Origin of the sequence: Rugamonas sp. (genome assembly GCF_025354735.1) — a bacterium.
Classification (GTDB): Bacteria; Pseudomonadota; Gammaproteobacteria; order Burkholderiales; family Burkholderiaceae_D; genus Rugamonas.
Genome location: NZ_JANXMI010000157.1, coordinates 1 through 26017 on the forward strand (window position 1 = coordinate 1; position 26017 = coordinate 26017).

The 26017-nt window shown below is 63.4% G+C and carries 28 protein-coding genes, 1 tRNA gene and 1 pseudogene; 25 read left to right on the forward strand and 5 right to left on the reverse strand.

What is annotated here, in order from left to right:
* The 6 genes from Q0S71_RS13060 to Q0S71_RS13085 form a co-directional block, all read left to right on the forward strand.
* A partial coding sequence (locus Q0S71_RS13060) for a PrkA family serine protein kinase (RefSeq protein WP_295996102.1) occupies positions 1-1125 on the forward strand: 1125 nt, incomplete at its 5' end.
* 63 nt (positions 1126-1188) lie between these two features.
* The gene (locus Q0S71_RS13065; RefSeq protein ID WP_295996103.1) at positions 1189-2457 is read left to right on the forward strand and encodes a YeaH/YhbH family protein; all 1269 of its coding nucleotides are present in this window, start codon (positions 1189-1191) and stop codon (positions 2455-2457) included.
* Between the two features lie 10 nt (positions 2458-2467).
* Positions 2468-4006, forward strand: coding sequence for a SpoVR family protein (locus tag Q0S71_RS13070; protein WP_295996107.1), 1539 nt, complete (start codon positions 2468-2470; stop codon positions 4004-4006).
* Between the two features lie 454 nt (positions 4007-4460).
* The gene (locus Q0S71_RS13075) at positions 4461-5123 is read left to right on the forward strand and encodes an energy transducer TonB (protein ID WP_295996110.1); all 663 of its coding nucleotides are present in this window, start codon (positions 4461-4463) and stop codon (positions 5121-5123) included.
* An 85-nt stretch (positions 5124-5208) separates the two neighbouring features.
* Complete coding sequence (locus Q0S71_RS13080) at positions 5209-6117, forward strand: MotA/TolQ/ExbB proton channel family protein (protein ID WP_295996113.1); 909 nt, start codon at positions 5209-5211, stop codon at positions 6115-6117.
* A gap of 5 nt (positions 6118-6122) precedes the next feature.
* Entirely contained in the window at positions 6123-6551 is a 429-nt protein-coding gene (locus Q0S71_RS13085) for a biopolymer transporter ExbD (protein ID WP_295996115.1), read from the forward strand.
* Here the strand turns inward: Q0S71_RS13085 and Q0S71_RS13090 are convergent.
* Complete coding sequence (locus tag Q0S71_RS13090; RefSeq protein WP_295996175.1) at positions 6526-6723, reverse strand: hypothetical protein; 198 nt, start codon at positions 6721-6723, stop codon at positions 6526-6528. The genes Q0S71_RS13085 and Q0S71_RS13090 overlap by 26 nt on opposite strands.
* On the opposite strand from Q0S71_RS13090, the gene Q0S71_RS13095 reads away from it, so the two are divergent.
* From Q0S71_RS13095 to Q0S71_RS13135, 9 genes are all read left to right on the forward strand, one after another.
* On the forward strand, positions 6653-7087 hold the full coding sequence (locus tag Q0S71_RS13095) for a biopolymer transporter ExbD (RefSeq protein ID WP_295996118.1): 435 nt from the start codon (positions 6653-6655) through the stop codon (positions 7085-7087). The genes Q0S71_RS13090 and Q0S71_RS13095 overlap by 71 nt on opposite strands.
* Positions 7088-7165: 78 nt before the next feature.
* Entirely contained in the window at positions 7166-8389 is a 1224-nt protein-coding gene (locus Q0S71_RS13100) for a tetratricopeptide repeat protein (protein ID WP_295996120.1), read from the forward strand.
* A gap of 207 nt (positions 8390-8596) precedes the next feature.
* Positions 8597-9568, forward strand: a complete 972-nt coding sequence (locus Q0S71_RS13105) for a bifunctional riboflavin kinase/FAD synthetase (protein WP_295996123.1) — start codon at positions 8597-8599, stop codon at positions 9566-9568.
* Positions 9569-9642: 74 nt separating this feature from the next.
* Positions 9643-12546 (forward strand): isoleucine--tRNA ligase, encoded by a 2904-nt coding sequence (gene ileS, locus Q0S71_RS13110; RefSeq protein WP_295996127.1) that lies wholly within the window; start codon positions 9643-9645, stop codon positions 12544-12546.
* A 69-nt stretch (positions 12547-12615) separates the two neighbouring features.
* Entirely contained in the window at positions 12616-13122 is a 507-nt protein-coding gene (gene lspA / locus Q0S71_RS13115; protein WP_295996130.1) for a signal peptidase II, read from the forward strand.
* Positions 13123-13144: 22 nt separating this feature from the next.
* Entirely contained in the window at positions 13145-14365 is a 1221-nt protein-coding gene (coaBC, locus tag Q0S71_RS13120) for a bifunctional phosphopantothenoylcysteine decarboxylase/phosphopantothenate--cysteine ligase CoaBC (protein WP_295996133.1), read from the forward strand.
* Positions 14366-14456: 91 nt separating this feature from the next.
* A complete protein-coding gene (gene dut / locus Q0S71_RS13125) occupies positions 14457-14906 on the forward strand; it encodes a dUTP diphosphatase (RefSeq protein ID WP_295996137.1) in 450 nt (149 codons plus the stop codon).
* A gap of 60 nt (positions 14907-14966) precedes the next feature.
* A complete protein-coding gene (locus tag Q0S71_RS13130) occupies positions 14967-16058 on the forward strand; it encodes a M48 family metallopeptidase (protein ID WP_295996140.1) in 1092 nt (363 codons plus the stop codon).
* Positions 16059-16087: 29 nt separating this feature from the next.
* Entirely contained in the window at positions 16088-16492 is a 405-nt protein-coding gene (locus Q0S71_RS13135) for a surface-adhesin E family protein (protein WP_295996143.1), read from the forward strand.
* Positions 16493-16520: 28 nt separating this feature from the next.
* Here Q0S71_RS13135 and Q0S71_RS13140 read toward each other — a convergent pair whose 3' ends face one another.
* Positions 16521-16700, reverse strand: a complete 180-nt coding sequence (locus tag Q0S71_RS13140; protein WP_295996146.1) for a hypothetical protein — start codon at positions 16698-16700, stop codon at positions 16521-16523.
* Positions 16701-16753: 53 nt separating this feature from the next.
* Between Q0S71_RS13140 and Q0S71_RS13145 the strand changes: the two genes are divergently transcribed.
* From Q0S71_RS13145 to msrA, 6 genes and pseudogenes are all read left to right on the forward strand, one after another.
* Positions 16754-17770, forward strand: coding sequence for an XdhC family protein (locus Q0S71_RS13145; RefSeq protein WP_295996149.1), 1017 nt, complete (start codon positions 16754-16756; stop codon positions 17768-17770).
* Between the two features lie 122 nt (positions 17771-17892).
* The gene (locus tag Q0S71_RS13150) at positions 17893-18783 is read left to right on the forward strand and encodes a DMT family transporter (protein WP_295996151.1); all 891 of its coding nucleotides are present in this window, start codon (positions 17893-17895) and stop codon (positions 18781-18783) included.
* On the forward strand, positions 18780-19715 hold the full coding sequence (locus tag Q0S71_RS13155) for a DNA-3-methyladenine glycosylase 2 (protein WP_295996153.1): 936 nt from the start codon (positions 18780-18782) through the stop codon (positions 19713-19715). Before Q0S71_RS13150 ends, Q0S71_RS13155 begins: the two co-directional genes overlap by 4 nt.
* 116 nt (positions 19716-19831) lie before the next feature.
* Positions 19832-19945, forward strand: a pseudogene (locus tag Q0S71_RS13160) (peptidase); the annotation flags it as partial.
* Positions 19946-20099: 154 nt separating this feature from the next.
* A complete protein-coding gene (locus tag Q0S71_RS13165) occupies positions 20100-20354 on the forward strand; it encodes a hypothetical protein (protein WP_295996156.1) in 255 nt (84 codons plus the stop codon).
* 113 nt (positions 20355-20467) lie between these two features.
* The gene (msrA, locus tag Q0S71_RS13170) at positions 20468-20971 is read left to right on the forward strand and encodes a peptide-methionine (S)-S-oxide reductase MsrA (RefSeq protein ID WP_295996159.1); all 504 of its coding nucleotides are present in this window, start codon (positions 20468-20470) and stop codon (positions 20969-20971) included.
* A 36-nt stretch (positions 20972-21007) separates the two neighbouring features.
* Here msrA and Q0S71_RS13175 read toward each other — a convergent pair whose 3' ends face one another.
* The 3 genes from Q0S71_RS13175 to Q0S71_RS13185 all read right to left on the reverse strand — a co-directional run bounded on the left by Q0S71_RS13175 (position 21008) and on the right by Q0S71_RS13185 (position 22555).
* Positions 21008-21841 (reverse strand): DUF2145 domain-containing protein, encoded by an 834-nt coding sequence (locus tag Q0S71_RS13175; RefSeq protein WP_295996161.1) that lies wholly within the window; start codon positions 21839-21841, stop codon positions 21008-21010.
* Positions 21838-22332, reverse strand: a complete 495-nt coding sequence (locus Q0S71_RS13180; RefSeq protein WP_295996164.1) for a hypothetical protein — start codon at positions 22330-22332, stop codon at positions 21838-21840. Before Q0S71_RS13180 ends, Q0S71_RS13175 begins: the two co-directional genes overlap by 4 nt.
* A gap of 146 nt (positions 22333-22478) precedes the next feature.
* Positions 22479-22555: transfer RNA gene (locus Q0S71_RS13185), tRNA-Met, on the reverse strand.
* 191 nt (positions 22556-22746) lie between these two features.
* Here Q0S71_RS13185 and Q0S71_RS13190 point away from each other — a divergent pair.
* The 4 genes from Q0S71_RS13190 (at position 22747) to Q0S71_RS13205 (ending at position 26015) form a co-directional block, all read left to right on the forward strand.
* A complete protein-coding gene (locus Q0S71_RS13190; RefSeq protein ID WP_295996167.1) occupies positions 22747-23340 on the forward strand; it encodes an NUDIX hydrolase in 594 nt (197 codons plus the stop codon).
* A gap of 7 nt (positions 23341-23347) precedes the next feature.
* Positions 23348-24067 carry a leucyl/phenylalanyl-tRNA--protein transferase gene (gene aat / locus Q0S71_RS13195; protein WP_295996168.1) on the forward strand — a complete coding sequence of 240 codons (720 nt, stop codon included), beginning with the start codon at positions 23348-23350 and terminating at the stop codon, positions 24065-24067.
* A 114-nt stretch (positions 24068-24181) separates the two neighbouring features.
* Positions 24182-24916 carry an arginyltransferase gene (locus Q0S71_RS13200; RefSeq protein ID WP_295996170.1) on the forward strand — a complete coding sequence of 245 codons (735 nt, stop codon included), beginning with the start codon at positions 24182-24184 and terminating at the stop codon, positions 24914-24916.
* A 58-nt stretch (positions 24917-24974) separates the two neighbouring features.
* Positions 24975-26015, forward strand: coding sequence for a quinone-dependent dihydroorotate dehydrogenase (locus Q0S71_RS13205; protein WP_295996173.1), 1041 nt, complete (start codon positions 24975-24977; stop codon positions 26013-26015).
* Positions 26016-26017 lie beyond the last annotated feature (2 nt).

The window sequence follows — 26017 nt, forward strand, 5'->3', positions numbered from 1 at the left end:
GTGCTGCACCCGCTGCTGACGGCCACCCAGGAAGGCAACTACAAGGGCACGGAAGGCTTCGGCGCCATCCCCTTCGACGGCATCATCCTGGCCCACTCCAACGAGTCGGAATGGAAAACGTTTAAAAACAACCGCAACAACGAAGCCTTCCTCGACCGCATCTACATCGTCAAGGTGCCCTACTGCCTGCGCGTGAACGACGAGATCAAGATTTACGACAAGCTGGTGGCCAATTCCTCGCTGTACCAGGCGCCGTGCGCGCCCGGCACGCTGAAGATGATGGTGCAGTTCGCCATCCTGTCGCGCCTGAAAGACCCGGAAAACTCCAGCATCTTCAGCAAGATGCTCGTCTACGACGGCGAAAACCTCAAGGACACCGATCCCAAGGCCAAGTCGATGCACGAGTATGTCGACTACGCCGGCGTCGACGAGGGCATGAACGGGCTGTCGACCCGCTTCGCCTTCAAGATCCTGTCCAAGGTGTTCAACTTCGACACGACGGAAGTGGCGGCCAATCCGGTCCACCTCTTATATGTGCTGGAGCAGCAGGTCGAGCGCGAGCAGTTCCCGCCCGAGACCGAGCAGAAATACTTCTCTTATATCAAAGAGCACCTGGCGCAGAAATACGTCGAGTTCATCGGCAAGGAAATCCAGACCGCCTACCTGGAAAGCTATTCCGAATACGGCCAGAATATTTTCGACCGCTACGTGACGTTCGCCGACTTCTGGATCCAGGATCAGGAGTATCGTGATCCCGACACCGGCGAGAGCTTCGACCGCGAATCGCTGAACAACGAGCTGGAGAAAATCGAAAAGCCGGCCGGCATCTCCAACCCCAAGGATTTCCGCAACGAGATCGTCAACTTCGGCTTGCGGGCGCGGGCCAACAACGGCGGCAAGAATCCGGCCTGGACCAGTTATGAAAAGTTCCGCACCGTGATAGAGAAGAAGATGTTCTCCAACACCGAGGAATTGCTGCCGGTGATATCGTTCAACGCCAAGGCCAGCGCCGAGGACGCCAACAAGCATGCCGACTTCGTCGCCCGCATGGTGGAAAAAGGTTATACGGCGAAACAGGTCCGGCTGTTGTGCGAATGGTATTTACGCGTGAGGAAGTCGTCCTGATCCGCTCGCCGTAACCGGGCAGTCGCAGCAACCGCACGCAGCAACCGCAGCAGGAGGCATCTTTTGACTTACCTCATCGACCGTCGTTTGCAAGGCAAGAACAAGTCCGCGGTCAACCGCGAACGGTTCTTGCGGCGCTACAAGAGTCAAATCAAGGACGCGGTCGGGCGCGCCATCAAGGGGCGCTCGATCACCGATATCGAAAACGGCGAAAAGGTCTCCATCCCCGTCAAGGACGTGGGCGAGCCCTCCTTCGGCCACGCCCACGGCGGCGTGTGGGAAACCATCAATCCGGGCAACCAGGAATATCTGAAGGGCGACCAGATCGCCCGGCCCAAGGGCGGCGGCGGCGCCGGCCGCGGCAAGGCCGGCAATAGCGACCAGATGAGCGAGGACGATTTCATCTTCGAGCTCTCGCGCGAAGAATTCATGAATTACTTCTTCGAAGACCTGGAATTGCCGCACATGATAAAGACGCAGTTGACGGCGACCACGGAATTCAAGAACCAGCGCGCCGGCTACAATATGTCGGGCACGCCGTCCAACATCCACGTGCTGCGTTCGCTGCGCGGCGCGCTGGGGCGGCGCATCGCCGTCGGCGGCAGCTCGCGCAAGCGCGTGCTGGAGGCCGAGCGCAAACTCGAAGCGCTGCTGCTGGCCGGCGCGCCGATGGAAGACCCTTATGTAATGGAGCTCAAAAAGCTGATCCACCACCTGCACACGCGGCTGCTGGCCATCCCCTTCATCGACCCCTTCGACCTGCGCTATTCCAACCGCATCAAGGTGCCCAAGCCGATGACGCAGGCGGTGATGTTTTGCATCATGGACGTGTCCGGCTCCATGGACGAGAGCCGCAAGGACACGGCCAAGCGCTTCTTCATCCTGCTGTATTTATTCCTCAAGCGCGCCTACGACAAGATCGAGGTGGTCTTCATCCGCCACCACACGGCCGCCGCCGAGGTCGACGAAAACGAATTCTTCCATTCGCGCGAATCGGGCGGCACGGTGGTGTCGTCGGCGCTGCACCTGCTCGACAAGATCATCGAGGAGCGCTACGGCGCCGGCCAGTGGAACAGCTATGTGGCGCAGGCCTCGGACGGCGACAACTGGGACAACGACTCGATGATGTGCCGCCAGCTGCTCATCAACACCATCATGCCCAAGGTGCAGTATTACACCTACGTCGAAATCACCGACGGGCCGCCGCAGAACCTGTGGGAACAGTATGCGCAGATCCCGGACCACCACCCGCATTTCGCGATGCAGAAAATAGTCACGCCGGCCGATATCTATCCGGTGTTCCGCGAACTGTTCAAGAAGCAGACGAAATAAGCGAGCCGCCATGAACGACATGACGAAAAAGCCGCGCCACCCGCGCGCCCTGCCGGCCCAGTCGGAATGGACGTTCGAGCTGATCGAGCAGGCCCACGAGGAAATCCGCCGCGTGGCCGAGGGCTTCGGCCTCGACACCTATCCCAACCAGCTTGAAATCATCAGCGCCGAGCAGATGATGGACGCCTACACCTCGGTCGGCATGCCGGTGTCCTACAACCACTGGTCGTTCGGCAAGCATTTCCTGTCGACGGAAAAAGGCTACAAGCGCGGCCAGATGGGCCTAGCCTATGAAATCGTCATCAACTCCAGTCCCTGCATCGCCTATTTAATGGAAGAGAACAGCCTGACCATGCAGGCGCTGGTGATCGCCCACGCGGCCTACGGCCACAACTCCTTCTTCAAGGGCAACTACCTGTTCCGCACCTGGACCGATGCCGACGCCATCGTCGACTACATGGTGTTCGCCAAGAATTACATCGCCGAATGCGAGCAGCGCCACGGCATCGACGCCGTCGAGCTGCTGCTCGATTCCTGCCACGCCATCCAGAACTACGGCGTCGACCGCTACAAGCGGCCGGCCAAGCTGTCGATGGCGCAGGAACGGGCCCGGCAAAAAGAACGCGAAGCCTATGTGCAGTCGCAGATCAACGAGCTGTGGCGCACGCTGCCGCGGCGCGAAGAGGAGGAGGTCGACCGCAAGCAAGCGCGCTTCCCGCCCGAGCCCGAGGAAAACCTGCTCTACTTCATCGAAAAATACGCGCCGCTGCTCGAACCGTGGCAGCGCGAGATGGTCCGCATCGTGCGCAAGATTTCGCAATACTTTTATCCGCAGCGCCAGACCCAGGTGATGAACGAGGGCTGGGCCACGTTCTGGCACTACACCATCTTGAACCAGCTGTATGACGAGGGCGTCGTCGCCGACGGCTTCATGATGGAGTTTTTGAAGAGCCACACCAACGTGGTCTACCAGCCGCCCGTCAACAGTCCTTATTACAGCGGCATCAACCCCTACGCGCTCGGCTTCGCCATGATGACCGACATCCGCCGCATCTGCGAGCATCCGACGCCCGAGGACCGCGAGTGGTTCCCCGACATCGCCGGCAGCGACTGGCGCAAGACGCTGGACTTCGCCATGCGCAATTTCAAGGACGAGAGTTTCATCGCCCAATACCTGTCGCCCAAGCTGATACGGGAATTCCACTTCTTCGCCGTGCTCGACGACGACCACAATGAAAAGCTGGCCATCTCGGCCATCCACGACGACCTCGGCTATAAATATGTGCGCCAGCAGCTGGCCGAGCAGTACAACCTGGGCAACCGCGAGCCCAACATCCAGGTCTGGTCCGTCAACACCCGCGACGACCGCGCGCTGACGCTGCGCCACACGCAGTTCCAGCGCCGTCCGCTGAACCCGCAATCGAACGAGGTGCTCAAGCACGTCGCCCGCCTGTGGGGCTTCGACGTCCACCTCGAAACGGTGGCGCCGAACGGCGACGTGGTCGGCCTGCTGGAAGTCAAACGCGAAAAGCGCGCCCGTAATAGCTGATCCCCTATATATTGCATAGCGCAGGCGAGATAGCGCGTCGGCCCGACAGGGCTGGCGCGCTTCTTGCTCATGTGTGCTTGTCTAGTGCTTTGAGCAGAAGTTAATCAAAAGCAAGGACATGCACCGAATTTTCCATTGCGACTATTGGTATGCCACTCACAATATTCCGTTTTGGACGGGATCGGAAAACTTAATTCCCGATTCCGCGCGGCTGCGCCAAAACCGTGCCGCGGTAACTTGATTTTTGAACCAGAACGGTGCAAGTGGCCTCGTCTGGTATCGTTTGCACACGGGCTAAATGCATGAAATTTAACCGGTTTTAGGGATTAAAATTCTATGTAAAATCAAGAATTCGTATGTATAATTCGCCGACGTCCCGGATGCGGCTGCCGTTTTGTGTCGCCATTTTGGGGTTTAGTAGCAACAAAAAGAGTTGGTATTGGAGAAAGCAGGCATGAATTTTACGCACAACGAGAAAAACGCCGGGAAGAACTTTACTGGCATTACCATTGTCGTTTTGTTGCATATCCTGGTCGCTTATGGGATCGTGACGGGCTTGGGGAAGCGGTTAATCACCAAAATGGTGGAACCGGTTGAGACCAAGATCATCGAGGAAGTGAAACCTCCTCCACCGAAGGAGCTGCCGCCGCCGCCGCCGCCGCCGGAAATGAAAGCGCCACCACCGCCTTTCATCCCGCCAGTTGAGGTGAACGTGCAGCAACCGCCGCCGGTGCAAAACGTGATCGCCTCGGCGACCAACGTCAAACCGGCAACGAACGATTTGCAAAAAGCGCCTCCGGCCCCGCCCGCACCGCCCGCAAAGGCAGCGGCAACCGGCATCCACGTCAACGCCGTGGCTGACATGAGCACCTGCGCCAAACCGGAGTACCCGAAGAGCTCGTTGCGCAATGAAGAGACCGGTACTTCGACGCTGAAGTTCCTCATCGGTCTAGACGGTCACGTGGTTGAGGCCCAGATCGTCAAGTCCAGTGGCTTCCGCGACTTGGACAAAGCGGCTATCGGTGCGCTGAGCAAGTGCAAATTCAAACCGGGCACGACCGACGGCAAACCGGAACAATCGTGGGCACCAGTGGCATACGTTTGGACGCTGGATTAAAACCGGGACGGCAGCAACGTCTCAACTTGTAGTTTCGTTGTCCTTTGGTTCAGCGATCTGATTATTTTATTAATTTGGAGGAAGCATGTTTAAGAATACCCGTTTGTCCGCTGTACTGGCCGCTGTGCTGTTTTCGGTGACCGCAGCCACCGCCCTGGTAAGCGCCCCAGCATTCGCTGACGCGCCTGCCTCGGCAGCCGCTTCGGCCCCAGCAGCCGCTCCAGCAGCGGATGCGGCGGCTCCAGCAGCAGCAGCTCCAGCACCGGCAGCACCAGCAGCAGGCAAGACCGATGAAGTCGAAAATCCATTCGGCTTCCAGGCAGTGTGGAATGGCGGCTTCGTGTCGCGCGGCACCCTGATCATCTTGTCGATCATGTCGATGGGTTCGTGGTACATCATGGTCACCAAGCTGATCGACCAGATGAAGATCTTCAAGCAGTCGAAAGAAACCTCGGCCAAGTTCTGGAAAGCTTCCTCGATCGCCGCCGGTTCGGCCGCGCTGAAAGACGGCTCGCCATTCCGCTTCATCGCTGAAACCGGCACCAAGGCCACCGCCCACCACGACGGCGCCCTGCTGGAACAGATCGACCTGTCGACCTGGGTGACGATGTCGATCCAGCGCGCCGTGGACAAAGTCCAGTCGCGTCTGCAAGACGGCCTGTCCTTCCTGGCCACCGTCGGCTCGACCGCACCGTTCATCGGTCTGTTCGGTACCGTTTGGGGTATTTACAACGCGCTGACCAACATCGGTATGACCGGTAACGCGTCGATCGACAAAGTCGCCGGCCCGGTGGGCGAAGCGCTGATCATGACCGCCTTCGGCCTGTTCGTCGCTGTTCCTGCCGTGCTGGGTTACAACTGGCTGGTGCGTCGTAACAAATCCGCCATGGAAGATGTCCGCTCCTTCAGCGCCGACGTGCACTCGGTCCTGATCTCGGGCGCGATGTCGACCAGCGAAGCTGGCCGCGCTGCCGGCGCTAAAAAGATCGGATAACCACCATGTCGATGTCCGTAGGCTCCGATAGCGGAGAAGAAGATGCAGTCATGTCAGAAATCAACACGACGCCGCTCGTCGACATCATGTTGGTTCTGCTGATCATCTTCCTGATCACGAGCCCGGTCGTCCTCAAGCTGCAGAAGATAGCTCTGCCGCAAGAGACCAACCAGGTGATTCAGACCAAACCGGAAGATGTCAACATCGTTGTCAACAAGGACGGCGACATCTACTGGAATCAGAAGAAAATGAAGGACACGAATGAGTTGTTCGATTTTCTGAAGGTTGAGGCAGTGAAGTTACCGCAGCCGGAAGTTCATGTCCGCGGCGACCAGGAAACTCGTTACGAGTTCATCGGTAAAGTAATCTTCACCACCCAGCGCGCTGGTATCCAAAAAGTCGGTTTCATTACCGAACCGCCAGATAAGGGTTAATTCCCTGCCCGGCCGCGGCGGCGACGCCCGGCCGGGACCAGTCCCAGATCAACTGGGTGGCGGCGACGCCGACCCCGTTGAACTTCTTAGAAGGAAACACCATGAGTATGAATGTCGGTTCTTCCGGAGGCGCCAAGAACGCTGATCCAGAACCAATGATGGAAATGAACATGACGCCCCTCATCGATGTGATGCTGGTGCTGATTATCATGTTGATTATCACGATTCCGAAGGCCAACCACTCGGTCAACTTGAACATGCCGGTCGGCACCCCGCCACCGCCTATCAAGGACCCGGTCGTGGTCACGATTGATGTCGACTTCGACGGCACCATTCTGTGGGACAACACCATCGTGCCGGATCGTCCATCGCTGGAAGCGAAGCTGGTCGAAGTGGCCGCTCAGGCCGATCAGCCGGAAGTGCACTTGCGTCCGAACAAGCTGGTCGCGTACAAGGTTGTGGCCGGCGTGATGGCTTCGGCCCAGCGTCTGGGCGTGACCAAGATTGGCCTGGTCGGCAACGAGCAGTTCCAATAAGCAGTACGTTCCCTTTATTTGAACGATAGGCAGGATAGTCCTGCCTATTTCGCATTTATGATGAAAGATATCTTCCCCATGTCCAAGTTTCGTCTCGCTCATCTCGGCCTGGTAATGGCCGCCATCGGTTTCACCGCAGCCGTTCCTGTCGTTGGCCTGAGCTCGATCGCTTACGCCGCCGACACCGTGCGCGCTGAAGTCGGCAAACCACTGCAAGAAGCACAGAAACTGGCATCGGCAGGCAAGAACAAAGAAGCCCTGGCCAAGCTGAAGGAAGCCGACGCCATCGGCGGCAAGTCCCCCAATGAAACGTATTTGATCGAACGCGTGCGCGCTTCCGCCGCCGCCGCCGCCGGCGACAACGACGCGGCCGCCAAGGCCTTCGAATACCTGATCAACTCCGGCAAGCTGTCCGGCGCCGAAGCCCCGAAATTCACCGAAGCCCTGGCCGGCATCTATTACCGCGCCAAGGACTATCCGAAAGCGATCACCTGGATCGAGCGTTCGCTGAAAGACAATCCGAACAACGCCCAGATGCACGATCTGCTGACCCAGACCTATTACATCAGCGGCAAATACGCCGAAGCGGCCAAGGACATCAACGCGTCCAAGAACCCGAATGAAGGCCAGCTGCAAATGCTCGCCAACATCCAGCTGAAACAGAACGACAAGGCCGGCTACGTGCAGACCCTGGAAAAACTGGCCGGCAGCTATCCCAAGTCCAGCTACTGGGCCGACCTGCTCAACCGCGTGTCGGGCAAGCCGGGCTTCTCCAGCGCGCTGTCGCTGGACGTGCTGCGTCTGCGCATGGCCAACGGCCTGCTGACCAAGCCGGGCGAATACATGGAAATGAGCCAGTTGTCTCTGCAAGCGGGCAACCCGGCCGAAGCCGTCAAGATCGTCGACCAGGGTTACAAGAAATCCATCCTCGGCGTCGGCGCCGATGCCGCCCGTCAACAGCGCTTGAAAGACCTGGCCGCCAAGACCCTGGCCGACGGCGAAAAGTCCGAGCCCACCCAGGAAGCCGAGCTGATTAAGAACAGGGACGCCGATGGCTTGGGCGACCTGGGCTTCGGTCTGGTCACCGCCGGCAAGGCCGACAAGGGCCTGGACCTGATGAACCAGGCTGTCAAGATGGACACGGCCAAGCGTCCCGACGCGTTGAAACTGCATCTGGGCATCGCTCAAATGCAAGCCGGCAAGAAAGCCGCCGCGCTGGCGACCTTCAAGACGGTCAAAGGCACGGACGGCGCCGCCGACCTGGCCCGTTACTGGACGCTGCAAATCAACCATCCTATGTAATTGCCGGGGTTGCCGCGATAACGGGACGATGGCCGCAGCGCCGGATGCCCCGCATTTCAGCATCAAAAAAGCGCAGTTTGCCCCGGCAAGCCGCGCTTTTTGCCTTTTTAACAGCCGGAAAACCGCCGCGCTCCCCATTCCGGGTGTGAATCCCTGAAACAGTCCGTATAATCCCCTGTTTAGCGACAGATTTCCCCCAAGATTCCCATGAAGGTATTTCGCGGTCTTCCCAACGCAGCGGCACGCGCGCCGTGTGCTCTCACCATCGGCAACTTTGACGGTGTCCACCTCGGCCACCAGGCATTGCTCGGCCGCGTGCGCGACGCCGCCACCGGCCTCGGCCTGGAAGCGGCCGTGATGACGTTCGAGCCGCACCCGCGCGAATTTTTCGCCGCGCGCGCCGGCGACCTGTCCACGGCGCCGCCGCGCATCGCCAACCTGCGCGACAAGCTGCAATCGCTGTCCGACCACGGCATCGCCCGCGTCATCGTCGAGCACTTCTCGGCGCCCTTCGCCGCGCTGTCGCCGCAGGAATTCACCAAAAAAGTGCTGGTCGAAGGCTTGCACGTCAAATGGCTGATGGTCGGCGACGACTTTTGCTACGGCGCCAAGCGCGCCGGCAACGTCGCCATGTTGCAGCAGGCCGGCCTAGAATACGGCTTCCACGTCGAAACCCTGCCGACGGTGATGAACGGCAGCATACGCATCTCCTCGTCGGCCGTGCGCAGCGCCCTGGCCGACGGCGATTTCGCGCGCGCCGAACAGCTGCTCGGCCATCCCTACGCGATTTCCGGCCACGTCATCCACGGCCAGAAACTGGGCCGCACGCTCGGCTTCCCCACCCTCAATCTGCGCGTGCCGCACCGCCCCGCGCTGTCCGGCATCTTCACCGTGCAAGTCCACGGCCTGGCCGACGGGCCGCTGCCGGCCGTCGCCAGCCTCGGCGTGCGCCCCACCGTCGACGACAGCGGCCGCGTGCTGCTGGAAGTGCACCTGTTCGATTTCAGCCGGCAGTGCTACGGCAAGCAGGTGCGGGTCGAATTCCTGCACAAGATACGCGACGAGGAAAAATACATCGACCTGCCGACGCTGACCGCCGCCATCGAGCGCGACGCCGCCATCGCCCGCGGCCACTTCGCCCAGCGCAGCGCCGCCGTCACGGCCACCGACCGAATTTAGCGCCGCATTTTTGACGCCGCGCCGCGCGCGCCGGCACCACCCGCATACCCAGATAAGTCACCTAAAAGAAAACCATGTCCGATACCAGCAAACCCGCCGCTCCGCAAAATCCGCCCGCCGCCAAGCAGGGCAAAAAGCCCGACAGCAAATACCCGGTCAACATGACCGAAACGCCCTTCCCCATGCGCGGCGACATGGCCAAGCGCGAGCCGCAATGGGTCAAGGAATGGCAAGAGAAAAAAATCTACGAGCGCGTGCGCAAGGCCGCCGCCGGCCGTCCTAAATTCATCCTGCACGACGGCCCGCCGTATGCCAACGGCGACATCCACATCGGCCACGCCGTCAACAAGATCCTCAAAGACATGGTGGTCAAGGCGCGCGGCCTGTCCGGCTACGACGCGCCCTATGTGCCGGGCTGGGATTGCCACGGCATGCCGATCGAAATCCAGATCGAAAAACAGTACGGCAAAAACCTGCCGACCGCCGACGTGCTGACCAAGGCCCGCGCCTACGCGCTCGAGCAGGTCGACCGCCAGCGCAAGGACTTCATCCGCCTCGGCGTGCTCGGTGAATGGGACAACCCTTACCTGACGATGAATTATTCGAACGAGGCCGACGAACTGCGCGCCCTCGGCAAGCTGCTGGAAAAAGGCTATGTGTATCGCGGCCTGAAACCGGTCAACTGGTGCTTCAACTGCGAGTCCGCGCTGGCCGAGGCGGAAGTCGAATACCAGGACAAGCGCGACCCGGCCATCGACGTCGGCTTCAAGTTCGCCCAGTTCGAGCAGCTGGCCGCGGCCTTCGGCCTGCCCAAGCTGCCGACCGAAAACGGCTACATCGTCATCTGGACCACCACGCCGTGGACCATCCCGTCCAACCAGGCGCTGAACGTCAATCCGGAAATCAAATACGCGCTGGTCGAAACCGCGCGCGACGGCCAGCCTTTGCTGCTGATCCTGGCGCAGGACCTGGTGGTTTCCTGCCTGGCGCGCTACAAGCTCGAAGGCACGACCATCGCCACCTGCGACGGCGCCGCGCTGGCCGGCATCAGCTTCCGGCACCCGCTGGCCGCGCGCGACGCGTTCTACGACCGCCTGTCGCCGATGTACCTGGCCGATTACGTCACCACCGAAAGCGGCACCGGCGTGGTCCACTCGGCGCCGGCCTATGGCCTCGACGACTTTATCTCCTGCCGCGCGCACGGCATGAAGGACGACGACATCCTCACGCCGGTGATAGGCGACGGTAAATTCGTGCCCTCGCTGCCGCTGTTCGGCGGCATGACGATCTGGGAAGCGTCCAAGCCGATCTGCGCCGCCCTGACCGACGCCGGCGCGCTGTTCGAAGTGAAGATGTTCGACCACAGCTACATGCACTGCTGGCGCCATAAAACGCCGATCATCTACCGCGCCACGTCGCAGTGGTTCGCCGGCATGGACACCACGCCGAAAGACGGCGGCGCCACGCTGCGTCAAACGGCGCTGCAAGGCATCGCCGACACCAAGTTCTACCCGGACTGGGGCCAGGCGCGCCTGCACGGCATGATCGCCAATCGTCCCGACTGGACGCTGTCGCGCCAGCGCCAGTGGGGCGTGCCGATGGCCTTCGTCATCCACAAGGAAACCGGCGAGCTCCATCCGCGCACGTCGGAGCTGCTGGAGCAAGTGGCCCAGTTGATCGAGAAGAGCGGCATCGACGCCTGGCTGGCGCTGGACCTGAAGGATTTGATCGGCGACGAAGCCGCATCCTACGTGAAGAACAAGGACACGCTCGACGTCTGGTTCGACTCCGGCACCACCCACCAAACCGTTCTGCGCGGCTCGCACCAGCAGCAGCTGGCCTTCCCGGCCGACCTGTACCTGGAAGGTTCGGACCAGCACCGCGGCTGGTTCCACTCGTCGCTGCTGACGTCCTCGATGCTCAACGGCGCGCCGCCGTACAAGGCCTTGCTGACGCACGGCTTCGTCGTCGACGGCGAGGGCAAGAAGATGTCCAAGTCGGTCGGCAACACGGTCTCGCCGCAGGACGTGTCGAACAAACTGGGCGCCGACATCCTGCGCCTGTGGGTCGCCACCACCGATTACACGGGCGAGCTGTCGATCTCCGACGAGATCCTCAAGCGCGTCACCGAATCGTATCGCCGCATCCGCAACACGCTGCGCTTCCTGCTGGCGAACACCTCGGACTTCGATCCGTCCAAGGACGCCGTGCCGGTCGCCGGGCTGCTCGAAATCGACCGCTACGCGATCGCCAACATGGCCGCGCTCCAGGCGGAAATCGTCGCCCACTACGAGCAGTACGAATTCCAGCCGGTGTACTCGAAGCTGCAGAATTTCTGCTCCGAAGACCTGGGCGGCTTCTACCTCGACATCCTCAAGGACCGCCTCTACACGTCGGCCCTGACCTCGCCCGCGCGCCGTTCGGCGCAGACCGCGCTGTGGCACATCACGCAAAGCCTGCTGCGCGTGATGGCGCCGGCGCTGTCGTTCACGGCCGAAGAAGCGTGGACCATCTTCGCCGGCGAACAAGCCTACCAGGCCAGCGCTGAAACCATCTTCACGCAAACCTGGTGGCCGCTGCCGGAACAGGCCGACGCCGAAGTGCTGCTGGCCAAGTACAACGCGCTGCGCGCCGTGCGCACCGTCGTCACCAAGGAGCTCGAAGACCTGCGCACCTCGGGCGCGATCGGCTCGTCCTTGCAGGCGGAGCTGAGCATCAAGGCCGCCGGCGATAAATACCAGCTGCTGGCAGGCCTGGACGACGACCTCAAATTCGTCTTCATCACCTCGCAGGCCACGGCCGTCGAAGTGGCGAGCGAAGCGGAAGAAGCCGTCGTCGTCGCCGCGTCGAGCGCGGAAAAGTGCGAGCGCTGCTGGCACTACCGCGCCGACGTCGGCTCGCACGCCGACCATCCGACGCTGTGCGGCCGCTGCCACAGCAACCTGTTCGGCGCCGGGGAACGGCGCAAGTACGCTTAAATTCCAGCTATCCCGGTTCCGCCGCCGCGCCCCGGCGCGGCGGTGGCCACGACACTCTTTGAATCACACATGGCCACTAATAAAAACCGCTTTTCGGCAAAATCGAAAACCAGCCTGACGCCGTGGCTGGGCATCGCCGCCATCGTCATCCTGTTCGACCAGCTGAGCAAAATCACCGTCAACAAGATGCTGCACCTGGGCGAGGAGCGACTCGTCACGTCCTTCTTCAACCTGACGTTGGCCTACAACCGCGGCGCCGCCTTCAGCTTCCTCGGCAGCGAAAGCGGCTGGCAGCGTTACCTGTTCACGGCCATCGGCATCGGCGCCGTCGCCTACATCGTCTACCTGCTCAAGAAGCACGCCGGCCAGCGCCTGTTCTGCTGGGCGCTCGCGCTCATCATGGGCGGCGCCATCGGCAACGTCATCGACCGCCTGGCCTACGGCCACGTGATCGACTTCCTCGATTTCCATCACGCCGCGCTCGGCCACTTCCCGGCCTTCAACCTGGCCGATTCGGCCATCACGCTGGGCGCCGCGCTGTTTATCCTCGATGAACTGCGCCGCGTCAATCGCTGATACAGAACACTGGAACCGCACCATGGAACTGACCGGTAAAAAAATCGTCCTCGGCCTGACCGGCGGCGTGGCCTGCTACAAGGCGGCGGAACTGTGCCGCGCCCTGACCAAGGCCGGCGCCACGGTGCAGGTGGTGATGACCGACGCCGCCACCCACTTCATCACCGCCGTCACCATGCAGGCGCTGTCGGGCCAGCGGGTCTACAGCAGCCAGTGGGACCCGCGCGTGGACAACAATATGGCGCACATCGACGTCACGCGCGACGCCGACGCGATGCTGATCGCGCCCTGCTCGGCCGACTTCATGGCCAAGCTGGCGCACGGCGTCTGCGACGATCTGCTGTCGACCATGTGCCTGGCCCGCCCGCACGCGATGCCGCTGCTGGTGGCGCCGGCGATGAACGTGGAGATGTGGCAGAACCCGGCCACCCAGCGCAACGCGCAGCAGCTGCGCGACGACGGCATCACCCTGTTCGGGCCGGCCGCCGGCGAACAGGCTTGCGGCGAAGTGGGCCTGGGCCGCATGCTGGAGCCGCAGCAGCTGCTGGAAGAACTGATCGCCTCGTTCCAGCCGAAAGTGCTGGCCGGTAAACGCATCCTGATCACGGCCGGTCCGACCTTCGAGGCCATCGATCCGGTGCGCGGCATCACCAATCTGTCGTCCGGCAAAATGGGTTACGCGGTGGCGCGCGCGGCGCGCGAAGCCGGCGCCGAGGTCATACTCGTCTCCGGTCCGACCGCGCTGGCGACGCCGCACGGCGTCCAGCGCATCAACGTGCAGAGCGCGCAGCAGATGCACGACGCCGTGATGGAATCGGTCGGCGGCCAGCACGTGTTCATCGCCGTGGCGGCGGTGGCCGACTGGCGCGTGGCCAACGCCAGCGACCAGAAAATGAAAAAGGCCGCCGACGGCTCGGTGCCGGAACTGAAGTTCCTCGAAAATCCCGACATCCTGGCCAAGGTCGCCGCGCGCACCAGCGTCGCCGGCTACCCTTACTGCGTCGGCTTCGCCGCCGAATCGGAAAACCTGCTGGCCTTCGGCGCCGCCAAGCGCGAGAAAAAAGGCATCCCTCTGCTGGTCGGTAATATCGGCCACCACACTTTCGGCCAGGACGACAACACCATCATCCTGTTCGACGAAAACGGCCACACCATTTTGCCGCGCGCCGACAAGCTCACGCTGGCGCGCCAGCTCATTTCTGAAATCTCCAAGCGGATCGCCGCCCACTCGCTGTTTCAATAAGCATCGATACGCGTCAATCAGCGCGGCCGGAAGGGCGAATAAAATCGCAGCTCCCTCCGCTAACCAACACTAGCCATACATTAGCCATACCATGAAAAATATCGACGTCAAAATTCTCGACCCGCGCATGAAGGACCAGCTGCCGGCCTACGCCACCCCGGGCAGCGCCGGCCTCGATCTGCGCGCCTGCATCGATGCGCCCATCGTCATCGAAGCCGGCCAGACCGTGCTCATTCCGACCGGCCTGGCGATCCACGTGGCCGATCCCGGCTACGCGGCGATGATTTTGCCACGCAGCGGCATGGGCCACAAAAACGGCATCGTGCTGGGGAATCTGGTAGGCTTGATCGACTCCGATTATCAAGGACAGCTGATGATCTCGACCTGGAACCGCGGCCACGGCGCCTTCACCCTGAACCCGATGGAACGGCTGGCGCAGCTCGTCATCGTGCCGGTGTTACAGGTCGGCTTCAATATCGTCGACGACTTCGACACCAGCGCACGCGGCGCCGGCGGTTTCGGCAGCACCGGCAAACACTAAGCACACACTTAGCAAACTCCAAGCACACAATCAGCACACCATAAGAAAGGCGCGCCACGGATGGGCCAACAGCTTGCAGGAAATATCAAGACCGTCGCCACGCTCACCGCGGCGCTGATGTTGTCCGCTTGTTCGGTGTTCAAACCGGCGCCGCCGCCGGCACCGCCGACGCCGCCCGCCAAGCCGGTGGTGGAAGAAGCGCCGCCGCTGACCGCGAAAATGGCGGCCGCCCAAAGCGACTTGACGCGCATGGTCGAGATCCAGGACCGCCTGTATCGCGTGGCCGCGCCGCTGCTGATCGATAACGCCGACTTGTGCAAGGCCCAGGCCCGCAATCTGCTCGGCTTCACGGCCAAGAACAAATACTCGTATCCGGGCGACTTCGCCGACGCCGCGCACGCGGTGCTCGGCTACGGCGACCGCCTGCAGGTGTCGGGCGTGCTGCCCGGAAGCGGCGCCGCGCGCGCCGGCCTGCGCAAGGGCGACGCCCTGGTCGCGGTGGAGGGCAAGCCGCTGCCGACGGGCCCCAACGCGGAAACCAGCGCCGCCGCCATCTTCGGCGCGCTGGCCGGTGACCACGCCATGCTGGCCTTGTCGGTCAAGCGCGGCGGCCTCGCCGAAGGCTTGAAGATCCCGTACACGCGCGCCTGCGCGTTCAAGGTCGACCTGGGCAACGCGGACAATATCAATTCCTACGCCGACGGCACGCGCGTGCTCATCACGCGCGGCATGGTCAACTTCGCGCAGAGCGACGAGGCCATCGCCTTCGTGCTGGCGACCGACATGGCGCACAACATGCTGGGCCATGCCGGCACGCTGCGCATGACGAACACCATCGGCAGCATCATCGACGATCTGGTCGCGGTGCGGCCGGACCTGTCCATCCTGATCGGCAGCGCGGGCGTCAAGCCGGTGCCGCCGGACTTCGACGTGGCGGCCGACCGCCTGGCCCTGTACCTGCTGGCGCGCGCCAATTACAACGTCGAACACGCGCACGCGTTCTGGCAGCGGCTGTCGTCGCAATATCCGGCCTCCGTATTGAACGGCTATACGGCCACGCATCCGGGCGTGGCGCAGCGGCTGGCCGGCATCGACCGCACGGTGGCCGAGATCAAGGCAAAGCAGTCGGCGAAAAAGCCGCTGCTGCCATAATTGTTTGAATCTTTGAGCGAGCAAGCGCGATGAAAAAAATCTGCCTGATGCTGTTGCTGGTCCTCGGCGCCGGATTGAGCGTCAACGCCGGCGCGGCGCAGTGGGCGCGCGTCAGCAATGGCAGCGGCAGCAGCTTCTACATCGACAAGGGCAGCATCATCAAGATGGACAAGGTGCGCAAGGTCTGGTCGCTACACAGCTTCAGCGCCGACCAGACCACGCCCGAGGGCAAGAGCTATCGCTCGGTGAAGGCGCTGCATCTGTATTCCTGCGACGAGCGCACCACCACCTTGCTGTCGCAGGTTTTTTATCCGGAAGCGATGGGCAAGGGCGAGCCGGTCGAAAACTATAAATACGAAAAATTCAACGCCGAAGACGTGGTGCCGGACAGCCCTTACGACAACGCCTTGAGCGTCATCTGCAAGATGCGTTAAGGCCCGGCCCCGGTCCTTGGCCCGGCGATTAAAAGTTGGGAAAATTGGGGAAGACCTCGGCCATCAGCCAGGTCATGAAGACGCAAAACAGCACGCACAATATCAGCACGATCAGCAGGCGCCCGAACTTGGGCGTACCGTCATCGGCGTTGGCATTCTTGTTGACACTCTTGACCATGACCACTTCCTGCAAGCTTTGGAGAGCCATAGTATATTCCATAGCTCGCGGTGATACGCATCGGAAGCACGGAGTGGCAAAACATGGATAGCATCGACCTCGAAGTATTAAAAACCAGCGCCGAATGGATCGCCGGCGGCCACCGCTGCGAACTGGTCACCGTCATCAAAACCTGGGGTTCCAGCCCGCGCCCTATCGGCGCCACACTGGCCATCTGCGACGACGGCCGCGTGGTCGGCTCGGTCTCGGGCGGCTGCATCGAGGATGATTTGATCGCCCACGTGCGCACCCACGGCATCGTGCGCACGGCGCCGGAAATCGTCAGCTACGGCATCAGCGCCGACGAGGCCCACCGTTTCGGCCTGCCCTGCGGCGGCACCATCGAACTGGCGATCGAACCGCTCGGCCCCCACAGCCAGGTGGCCGAACTGCTGCAACGGCTGGAACGCCATGAGCTGGTGCAGCGCACGCTCGACCTGCACAGCGGCGCCGTCACGCTGGCCGTCGCTCCCGCCGGCGCCGTGATGCAGGTGACGCAGCGGCACATGGTGACGCTGCACGGTCCGCGCTGGCGTTTGCTCATCATCGGCGCCGGCCAGCTGTCGCGCTTTCTGGCGCAGATCGCGATCGCGATGGACTACAGCGTCATCGTCTGCGATCCGCGCGAAGAATACCGCGCCGGCTGGCACGTCGACGGCGTGCAGCTGGTGCACGCCATGCCGGACGACCTGGTGCTGGAACTGAAGCTCGACCACCGCAGCGCCGTCGTCGCGCTGACGCACGATCCCAAGCTCGATGACCTGGCCTTGATGGAGGCGCTCAAGTCGGCCGCGTTTTATGTCGGCGCCATCGGCTCGCGCGCCAACAACGCCAAGCGGCGCGAACGCCTGCTGCAATTCGACGTCACGCCGGTACAGCTGGCGCGCCTGCATGGTCCGATCGGACTTTACATCGGCAGCAAGACGCCGGCCGAAATCGCGATCTCGATACTCGCTGAATTGACGGCGGTGAAAAACGGCGTGCCGGCCGCGCTGCAAATCCAGCACGCGGCCGCGCTAACGTCGGCCGAAAGCGACGCCTGCCTGGTCGATATCTCGTAGCGCCGCGCTCTTGATCGGCCGCCGGCCACTTAAAATCCGCCCCGCATAATTCAATCGCAAGAATCGGCGTGCCAGCCGCCCGCAAGTGAGCGACAATGGCGTCTTTACATCGAGGGGCAGGCATGAGCGCGTCCAATTTACTGCGGCTGGTTTTCCTGGCGTCGATCTGGGGCTGCTCTTTCCTCTTCATGCGCATCGCCGCGCCCGTGCTGGGCCCCGCCGTGATGATCGAATACCGCCTGCTGTCGGCCGCCGTGTTCCTCGCCATCGTCGGCGCGCTGCTGAAAAAGCCGCTGCATCTGCGCCAGCACTGGAAGCATTATCTGGTCCTCGGCTGCTTCAACTCCGGCCTGCCCTTCCTGCTGTTCGCCTACGCCGCCGGCACCTTGTCGGCGTCGCTGCTGTCGGTGCTGAACGCCACCGCGCCGATCTGGGGCGCCCTGATTAGCGCCGCGTGGTCGCGCCACATGGTGAGCGGGCGCGTGCTGCTGGGCCTCGCGCTGGGCACTTGCGGCGTGGCGCTGCTGGTCGGCTTCGACCATGTCAGCGCGCGTCCCGGCGCCGCGCTGGCGATCGCGGCCGCGCTGTTCGCCTCCTTTAACTACGGCGTCGCCAGCACCTACGCCAAGTCCGCGAAAAAGATCGATCCGTTCGCCAACGCCCACGGCAGCATGTGGGCCGCCGCGCTGATGGTCTTGCCGGCGCTGCCCTTCTTCCCGGCGCCGGGCGTGCCCACCATCGGCATCATGGGCGCCGTGCTGGCGCTCGGCGTGGTGTGCAGCGGCGTCGCCTATCTGCTGTACTTCCGCTTGATCGCCGATGTCGGCGCGACGTCGGCGCTGACCGTGACCTTCCTCACGCCGCTGTTCGGCATCTTGTGGGGCACGCTGTTCCTGAACGAGATCGTCGGCTGGTACACGCTGGTCGGCGCCGCCGTCGTCATCGTCGGCACCGCGCTGGTGACGGGCTTCCGTCCCCATTTCGGCGCGCCGCGCAAGGCGCCGGCGGCATGAGCGCGGCGGCGATGCGGTGGCCGCTGGCGCTGCCGGCCGGCTACCGGCTCGACGATGTGCTGGCGTTCCACAGCCGCGATCAGGAAAGCCTGGCCGAGCAGGTGGGCGCGCGCCGCTTGCGCAAGGGCGTGCTGCTCGGCGGCGTGGCGCTGGAATTCGATATCGCTTTCGATGCGGCGCTCGCCAGCGCCAGCTGCACCGTGCTGGCCGACGGCGCGCCGACGCCGGCGCTGGAGGCGGCCGCGCGCGACGTCGTGCTCAACATCCTCGGCCTGCGCATCGATCCGCAGCCCTTCCTCGATTTCGCGGCCGACGATAAGCTGTTCGGCGCGTTGACGCGGGCCCAGCCCGGCCTGCGCATCGTGCAGTCGGCCACCCTGTTCGAGGCGCTGACGTGGGCCATCATCGGCCAGCAAATCAACCTGCCGTTCGCGATCGCGCTGCGGCGCAGCTTCGTGCTGCTGGCCGGGCGCCGGCACGGCGGCGGCCTGTGGTGCTATCCGGCGGCGGCCGAGGCGGCGCGGCTGGACGTCGACGCGCTCACCGGCCGCAAATTTTCGCGCGCCAAGGCGGAGACCTTGCTGCGCCTGGCGCGCCTGGTCGACAGCGGCGAACTGGCGCTGGAGCTGACGCCGTCGCGCGGCATCGACGCGGTGGCGGCGGCGCTGCTGGCGGTCAAGGGCATAGGCCCGTGGACCGTCAACTATGGACTGCTGCGAGGATACGGCTACGCCGACTGCTCGCTGCATGGCGACGTCGCGATCCGCACCGCGCTCCATCACCTGCTCGGCGGCGAGGCGCGGCCCGACATCGCGCAGACGGAAAAAATCCTCGAACGCTACCGGCCGCACCGCACGATGGCGGCGGCCCATTTGTGGGCCAGCCTGCACCCGCGCCAAGCCTCGACCGACGACGACGACAAATCCGCTTGACCCTCGCGCTACGGCAGGACTGCGGCACGGTTATAAAGGACGCTGGCGACTTGATGCCGTCGGTATCGCGAGCATATTCCATTTGATACGCGAAACGCTACGCTATACGCTGCGGAATGATTAAGTCATTCCGCCACAAAGGCCCGCAGGCGTTCTTTGAGCAAGGGAGCAAGGCGGGCATACAAGCGCGCCACGCACCTAAACCGGCGCGTCAACTGGCCTATCTGGATGTGTGGCAGGCCCGAAAAAATGGCGTGCCAAAAATAAAACCGCTGAAACACCATCTCACGGCCTAAACCGTTCGCTACTTGTCGTCGCGCAATAGCGACCGGGGCATCCACGCCCACACTGCCCATTCCCCTTCGGAACCACGGCAGGAGGTCGATGATGAAGCTGGCCAATCTGGCGCGCGCCGCCGCCGCTTTCGCCCTGGCCTGGGCCGCGTTCGCGCAGATGCCCGGCACGCGCGCCCACGATGGCGCCAACGCCGCCAGCGCGTGGCCGATATCGCGCCCGCGCAGCCACCGGCCGCAGCCGCCGGCGCGTCCGCCCGCCGTCGGTCCCGCCATCGCCCCCATCACTCCCGTCGCGACCCCGATTGCGACCCCGGCTGCGATCCCGGCCGCCGCGCGGCGCTGAGCAAGATGCGCCGATCGCGGGTAACATAGACGCTCTCGGACGGCCGGCGCACGCATCGGGCGGCACGCCGGCCAGATTCATTCAAGCATCTATCTAGCGTTAAAGGAATTACCATGACTACAGAAACTGCCATACTCGCCGGCGGCTGCTTTTGGGGCGTGCAAGATCTCGTGCGCAAACGCGCGGGCGTGATCTCGACGCGCGTCGGCTACAGCGGCGGCGACGTCCCGAACGCGACCTATCGCAACCACGGCAGCCACGCCGAAGCCATCGAAATCGTCTTCGATCCGGCCCTGACCAGCTATCGCGAGCTGCTGGAATTCTTCTTCCAGATCCACGATCCGAGCACCAAGAACCGCCAGGGCAACGATATCGGCACCAGCTACCGCTCGGCGATTTTCTATACCAGCCCGGAACAGCAGCGCGTCGCGCTCGACACCATCGCCGACGTCGACGCCTCCGGCCTGTGGCCGGCCAAAGCCGTCACCGAAGTGACCGCCGCCAGCGACTTCTGGGAAGCGGAACCGGAGCATCAGGATTATCTGGAGCGCCTGCCGAACGGCTACACCTGCCACTTCGTCCGTCCCGACTGGAAGCTGCCACGCCGCGCAGCCTGAGTCCGCGGGGCGCGCCCGGCCCGGCCGACGCGCCCTTCAATGCCCGCTCTTGAGCTCCAAGATGGTCCAGCCCTCGTCGCGCTGGCGCACAAACGCCATGATCGATTCCACCGTCACCACGTTGATGCGGTCGGAAAAACGCAGCTGATTCGGGTGATCGTCGAACGCGACGTTGGCCTTGAACATGCGTCCGCCCAGCCGGGTCAGCGGCCCGATGTGCATTTCCGTCGGCCGATAGCCGACCAGCTTCAGCCATGCCTGCGCCTGTTCGCGGTCGCGCACGCGCACGTCGCTGGCCTCGGCGGCGGCCAGCAATTCCAGCAGCCACTGGTTCGAGTTCTGGTATCGGGTCGAAAACGGATAGGCGACCATATTGTATTGGCGCTCGTGAAAGTGGTGCAGCTGCGCCGGCTGGCCCAGCAGCCGCGCCAGCCTGGCCGCCACCGCAGGCGGCGGCACGATCAGCACCGCGTCGAACGTGAACGGATCGTCGAGGAAAAAATTGGCGAGGCCGTCGACCCATAACTCGGAGTCGGCCGTACCGCACTGGTTGAGCAATTCATAGACGCGCCACGGCTGGTCCGGCGCCGCCCGGAAGACGAAGCCAGCATGGGTGTATTTCAAGCCATATTCGGACAGATCATTGCCCTGCCGTCCGACGATGGCCACCTCGCCGCCCGAGGCGTTCAGCGCCGCCTGCACATTCGCGCTGGTGGTCAACGCGTTCTCAAGCGCGGTGCGGGTGATGGGATGGTCCGTGCAAGCCTGTCCGGCAAAGGCGGGCGCCATGCACAGGGCCAGGTTCAAGCCGATGCTCAGCCCGATGCTCAGCGCGACCCGCGTCCCCGCCGCCTTCAGCGGCGCGATCATTGCTCCGGCAAGCGTTGCTGCGACAGCAGCGCCTGACCCAGCGCGTTCGGTATGAAGGCCACGACCTGGCCGGAAGCGAGCAGCAGCGTGCCCGTGGTTTCGGACACCACTTGCACTGTCGTGCCGACCGACATGCCGATCGCATGGACGGCTTTGCCGCTCAGCGTGACCGACAGCCTGGCCGCCGACGCGGCCGACGACAGGATCACTTCCACCGTCTCGCCCGCGCCCTGCCCCACGCCGCTGACGACATAAGCGCCGCCGACGACGGCCGTCGCCGAACCCTGCGCCAGGCCGGAATCGCCCCGCGCCGAGCCGGCCACGCTGACCAGCGGCGCCGTCAGGATCGACATGGTGCCGATGGAGATTTTCTCGGAGGCGGCCGACGCGGACGAATCGCCGTTGGCGGCCATCGCGCTTCCGGCCAGCACCGTCAGCCCTGCCAGCACGGCGCCGGCCATGGTCCTGCGCAAGCTTGCGACTGCATTCATGGTATTCCTTGAAGTGGACACCTAGTCGTTATAGGGGATGCTTTGACAATCAGCAATGTATATCGACTGAGGATGGCCTCCAAAAAAACCGGGCCGGAAAAGACAAAAGCCGTTGATTCTTGGAAGAATCAACGGCTTTATATATCTGGTTGCGGGGACAGGATTTGAACCTGCGACCTTCGGGTTATGAGCCCGACGAGCTGCCAGACTGCTCCACCCCGCGTCTGTGCATGTATTATAGGGCAGATCGGCAACTTAGGCAATCTTAATCCCACTATCGTGCGCGATAGTCCTAATTAATTCAGACCGCCAGGCGCATAGCGTCCCGCCCGCCCTATGACGGCGTGGCCGCCGGCCGCCATAAACGGCGCAATCGGTGTAAAGTAAGCACATACACGACCTGAGCTCCCACCCATGAAATTTTGTTCCGAATGCGCCCATCCGGTCGCCCAGGCCATCCCGGCCGGCGACAACCGCCTCCGCTACGTCTGCGGCCACTGCGCGACCATCCACTATGAAAATCCGAAAATGGTGCTGGGCTCGATTCCCGTCTGGGAAGCCGATGGCGTATTGAAAGTGCTGCTGTGCAAGCGCGCCATCGAACCGCGCCTGGGCTTTTGGACGCTGCCGGCCGGCTTCATGGAAAACAACGAGACCACGGCCGAAGCGGCGCTGCGCGAAACGGTCGAGGAAGCGGGCGCGCACATCACGCTGGGGCCGCTGTTCACGCTGCTCAACGTGGCGCGCGTGCACCAGGTCCACATGTTTTACCTGGCCACGCTGACCGACCTCGACTTCGCGCCCGGCGAGGAAAGCCTGGACGTGCGAATGTTCAGCGAAGCGCAAATCCCGTGGGACGAGCTGGCCTTCCCGACGATACGCACGACGCTCGAGCTGTTCTTCGCCGACCGCGCCCGCATGCGCGCCGCCGACGGCAAAGGATATGGCAACGGTGGCTACGGCTTCCACACGCTGGACATCAACCGGCCGATGCGCTCGGACCTTTGAGCCGGCCATGATCCCCTGGCTAGACGCGCACACCCCCTTCCCCGACGTTTCCGAAGCGCTCACCGACGACGCGCCCGGCCTGCTGGCGGCCGGCGCCGACCTGTCGCCGCAGCGCCTGCTGGCGGCTTATCAGCGCGGCATCTTCCCCTGGTTTTCCGAGGGCCAGCCGATACTGTGGTGGAGCACCGATCCGCGCATGGTGCTGATGACGGAGCGCTTCCGCGTCGCCGACAGCCTGAAGAAGACCCTGCGCAAGGTGGCCCGCAGCGCCGCCACCGACGGCCGCTGGCAGGTGCGCTTCGACAGCGCCTTCGAGGCCGTCATGCGGGCCTGCGCCGCGCCGCGCCGGGACGGCCCCGGCACCTGGATTTCGGACGACATCATCGCCGGCTACAGCGGCCTGCACCGGCTCGGCTACGCGCACTCGGCCGAGCTGTGGCTGGACGGCGAACTGGTCGGCGGCGCCTACGGCGTGGCCATAGGCCGCATGTTTTACGGCGAATCGATGTTCGCCCGCGTCACCGACGGCTCCAAGATCGCGCTGGCCTACCTGGTGCATTTTTTGCGCGCCCACGGCGTGGCCATGATCGACTGCCAGCAAGAAACCGCGCACCTGGCCTCGCTGGGCGCGGCGCCGATTTCGCGCGCGCGCTTCATGGCCCATTTGCGCGACAGCATCGCGCTGCCGGCGATCACCGACTGGCGGCCGCAAGCCCCATTCGGCTGAGCCGGCTTAAAAGCAACAACTATTGCACGACCGCGCCGAAAGCCCGACTACGCGCTATGATATGGACAGACCGACTTCGATCCCGATTGTTGCCCCCGTAACGATAGGACGCGCATGACGCATCTCAACGACCTGCCCTTCGCGACGCTACAGTTTTACACGACGGCGCCCTATCCTTGCAGCTATCTCGATGCGCGGCAGGCACGCTCGCAGGTGGCCACGCCATCCCATCTCATCAATGCCGACGTGTATTCCGAGCTGGTCAAGAACGGCTTCCGCCGCAGCGGCATCTTCACCTACCGGCCCTATTGCGACGGCTGCCAGGCTTGCATCCCGGTACGCGTGGTGGCGCAACTGTTCCAGCCCAGCCGCGGCCAGCGCCGCGCGTGGGCCAGGCACGGCACGCTGCGCACGGGCGTGGCCTCGCTGCTGTTTTCGGACGAACACTACGCGCTCTATCTGCGCTACCAGAGCAAGCGCCACGCCGGCGGCGGCATGGACCAGGACAGCCGCGACCAGTACGCGCAATTCCTGCTGCAAAGCCGGGTCAACACGCGGCTGGTCGAATTCCGCGAACCGGACGGCACGCTGCGCATGGTCAGCATCATCGACGTGCTGTCGGACGGGCTGTCGTCGGTCTACACCTTCTTCGACCCCGACGTCGCCGGCGCGTCCTACGGCACCTACAACGTGCTGTGGCAGATCGAGCAGGCGCGCGAACTGAAGCTGTCCTACGTCTACCTCGGCTACTGGATCGCCGACAGTCCGAAGATGTCGTACAAGGTCAACTTCAAGCCGCTGGAAGCGCGCATCAAGGGCCAGTGGAGCGTGCTGGACCCGGCGCCATAAAGCCGGGCGGCGCCAGCAGGACACGGTAAAATACCGCCAACTTATCCTGAGCGCCCCCATGACCGAAAAATTCCTGTACTCCCTGGCCCGTCCGCTGCTGTTCGCGATGGACGCCGAAGCGGCCCACCACTTCACCCTGCCCGCCCTGAAACGCGCCGCCGCGCTGGGTTTGACCCGGCTGCTCACGCCACCGCCGGCCGATCCGCGCACCGTCATGGGCATCACCTTCAAGAACCCGGTCGGCCTGGCCGCCGGCCTCGACAAGGACGGCGCCTACATCGACGCGCTGGCCGACCTCGGCTTCGGCTCGATCGAGGTCGGCACCGTGACGCCGCGGGCCCAGGCCGGCAATCCCAAGCCGCGCATGTTCCGCCTGCCGGGCGCGCACGCCATCATCAACCGCATGGGCTTCAACAACGGCGGCGTCGACGCCTTCGTCGCCAATGTGCAGGCGTCGAAGTTTTACCAGGACAAGCTCGGCGTGCTGGGCTTGAACATCGGCAAGAACGCCGACACGCCGATCGAGCGCGCGGCCGACGATTACCTGCTGTGCCTGGAAAAAGTCTATCCCTACGCCAGTTATGTGACGGTCAATATTTCTTCGCCCAACACCAAGAATTTGCGCCAGCTGCAAGGCGGCTCGGAACTCGACGGCCTGTTGTCGCAGTTGAAATCGGCGCAGGCGCGCCTGGCCGACCGGCACCAGCGCTACGTGCCGCTGGCGCTGAAGATCGCGCCCGACATGGATGGCGAACAAGTCAAGAACATCGCCGACGCGCTGCTGCGCCACAAAATCGACGGCGTGATCGCCACCAACACCACGCTCAGCCGCGCCGCCGTCGACGGCATGCAGCACGGCGCCGAAACGGGCGGCCTGTCCGGCGCGCCGGTGTTCGAGCTGTCCAACACGGTGATCCGCCTGCTCAAGGCCGAGCTGGGCGACGCCCTGCCGATCATCGGCGTGGGCGGCATCATGCGCGGCGCCGACGCCAAGGTCAAGATCGAGGCGGGCGCCCAGCTGGTGCAGTTGTACAGCGGCCTGATCTACGCCGGCCCGTCCCTGGTGCGCGACTGCGCCGACGCGCTGCGCGCCCGCTAACC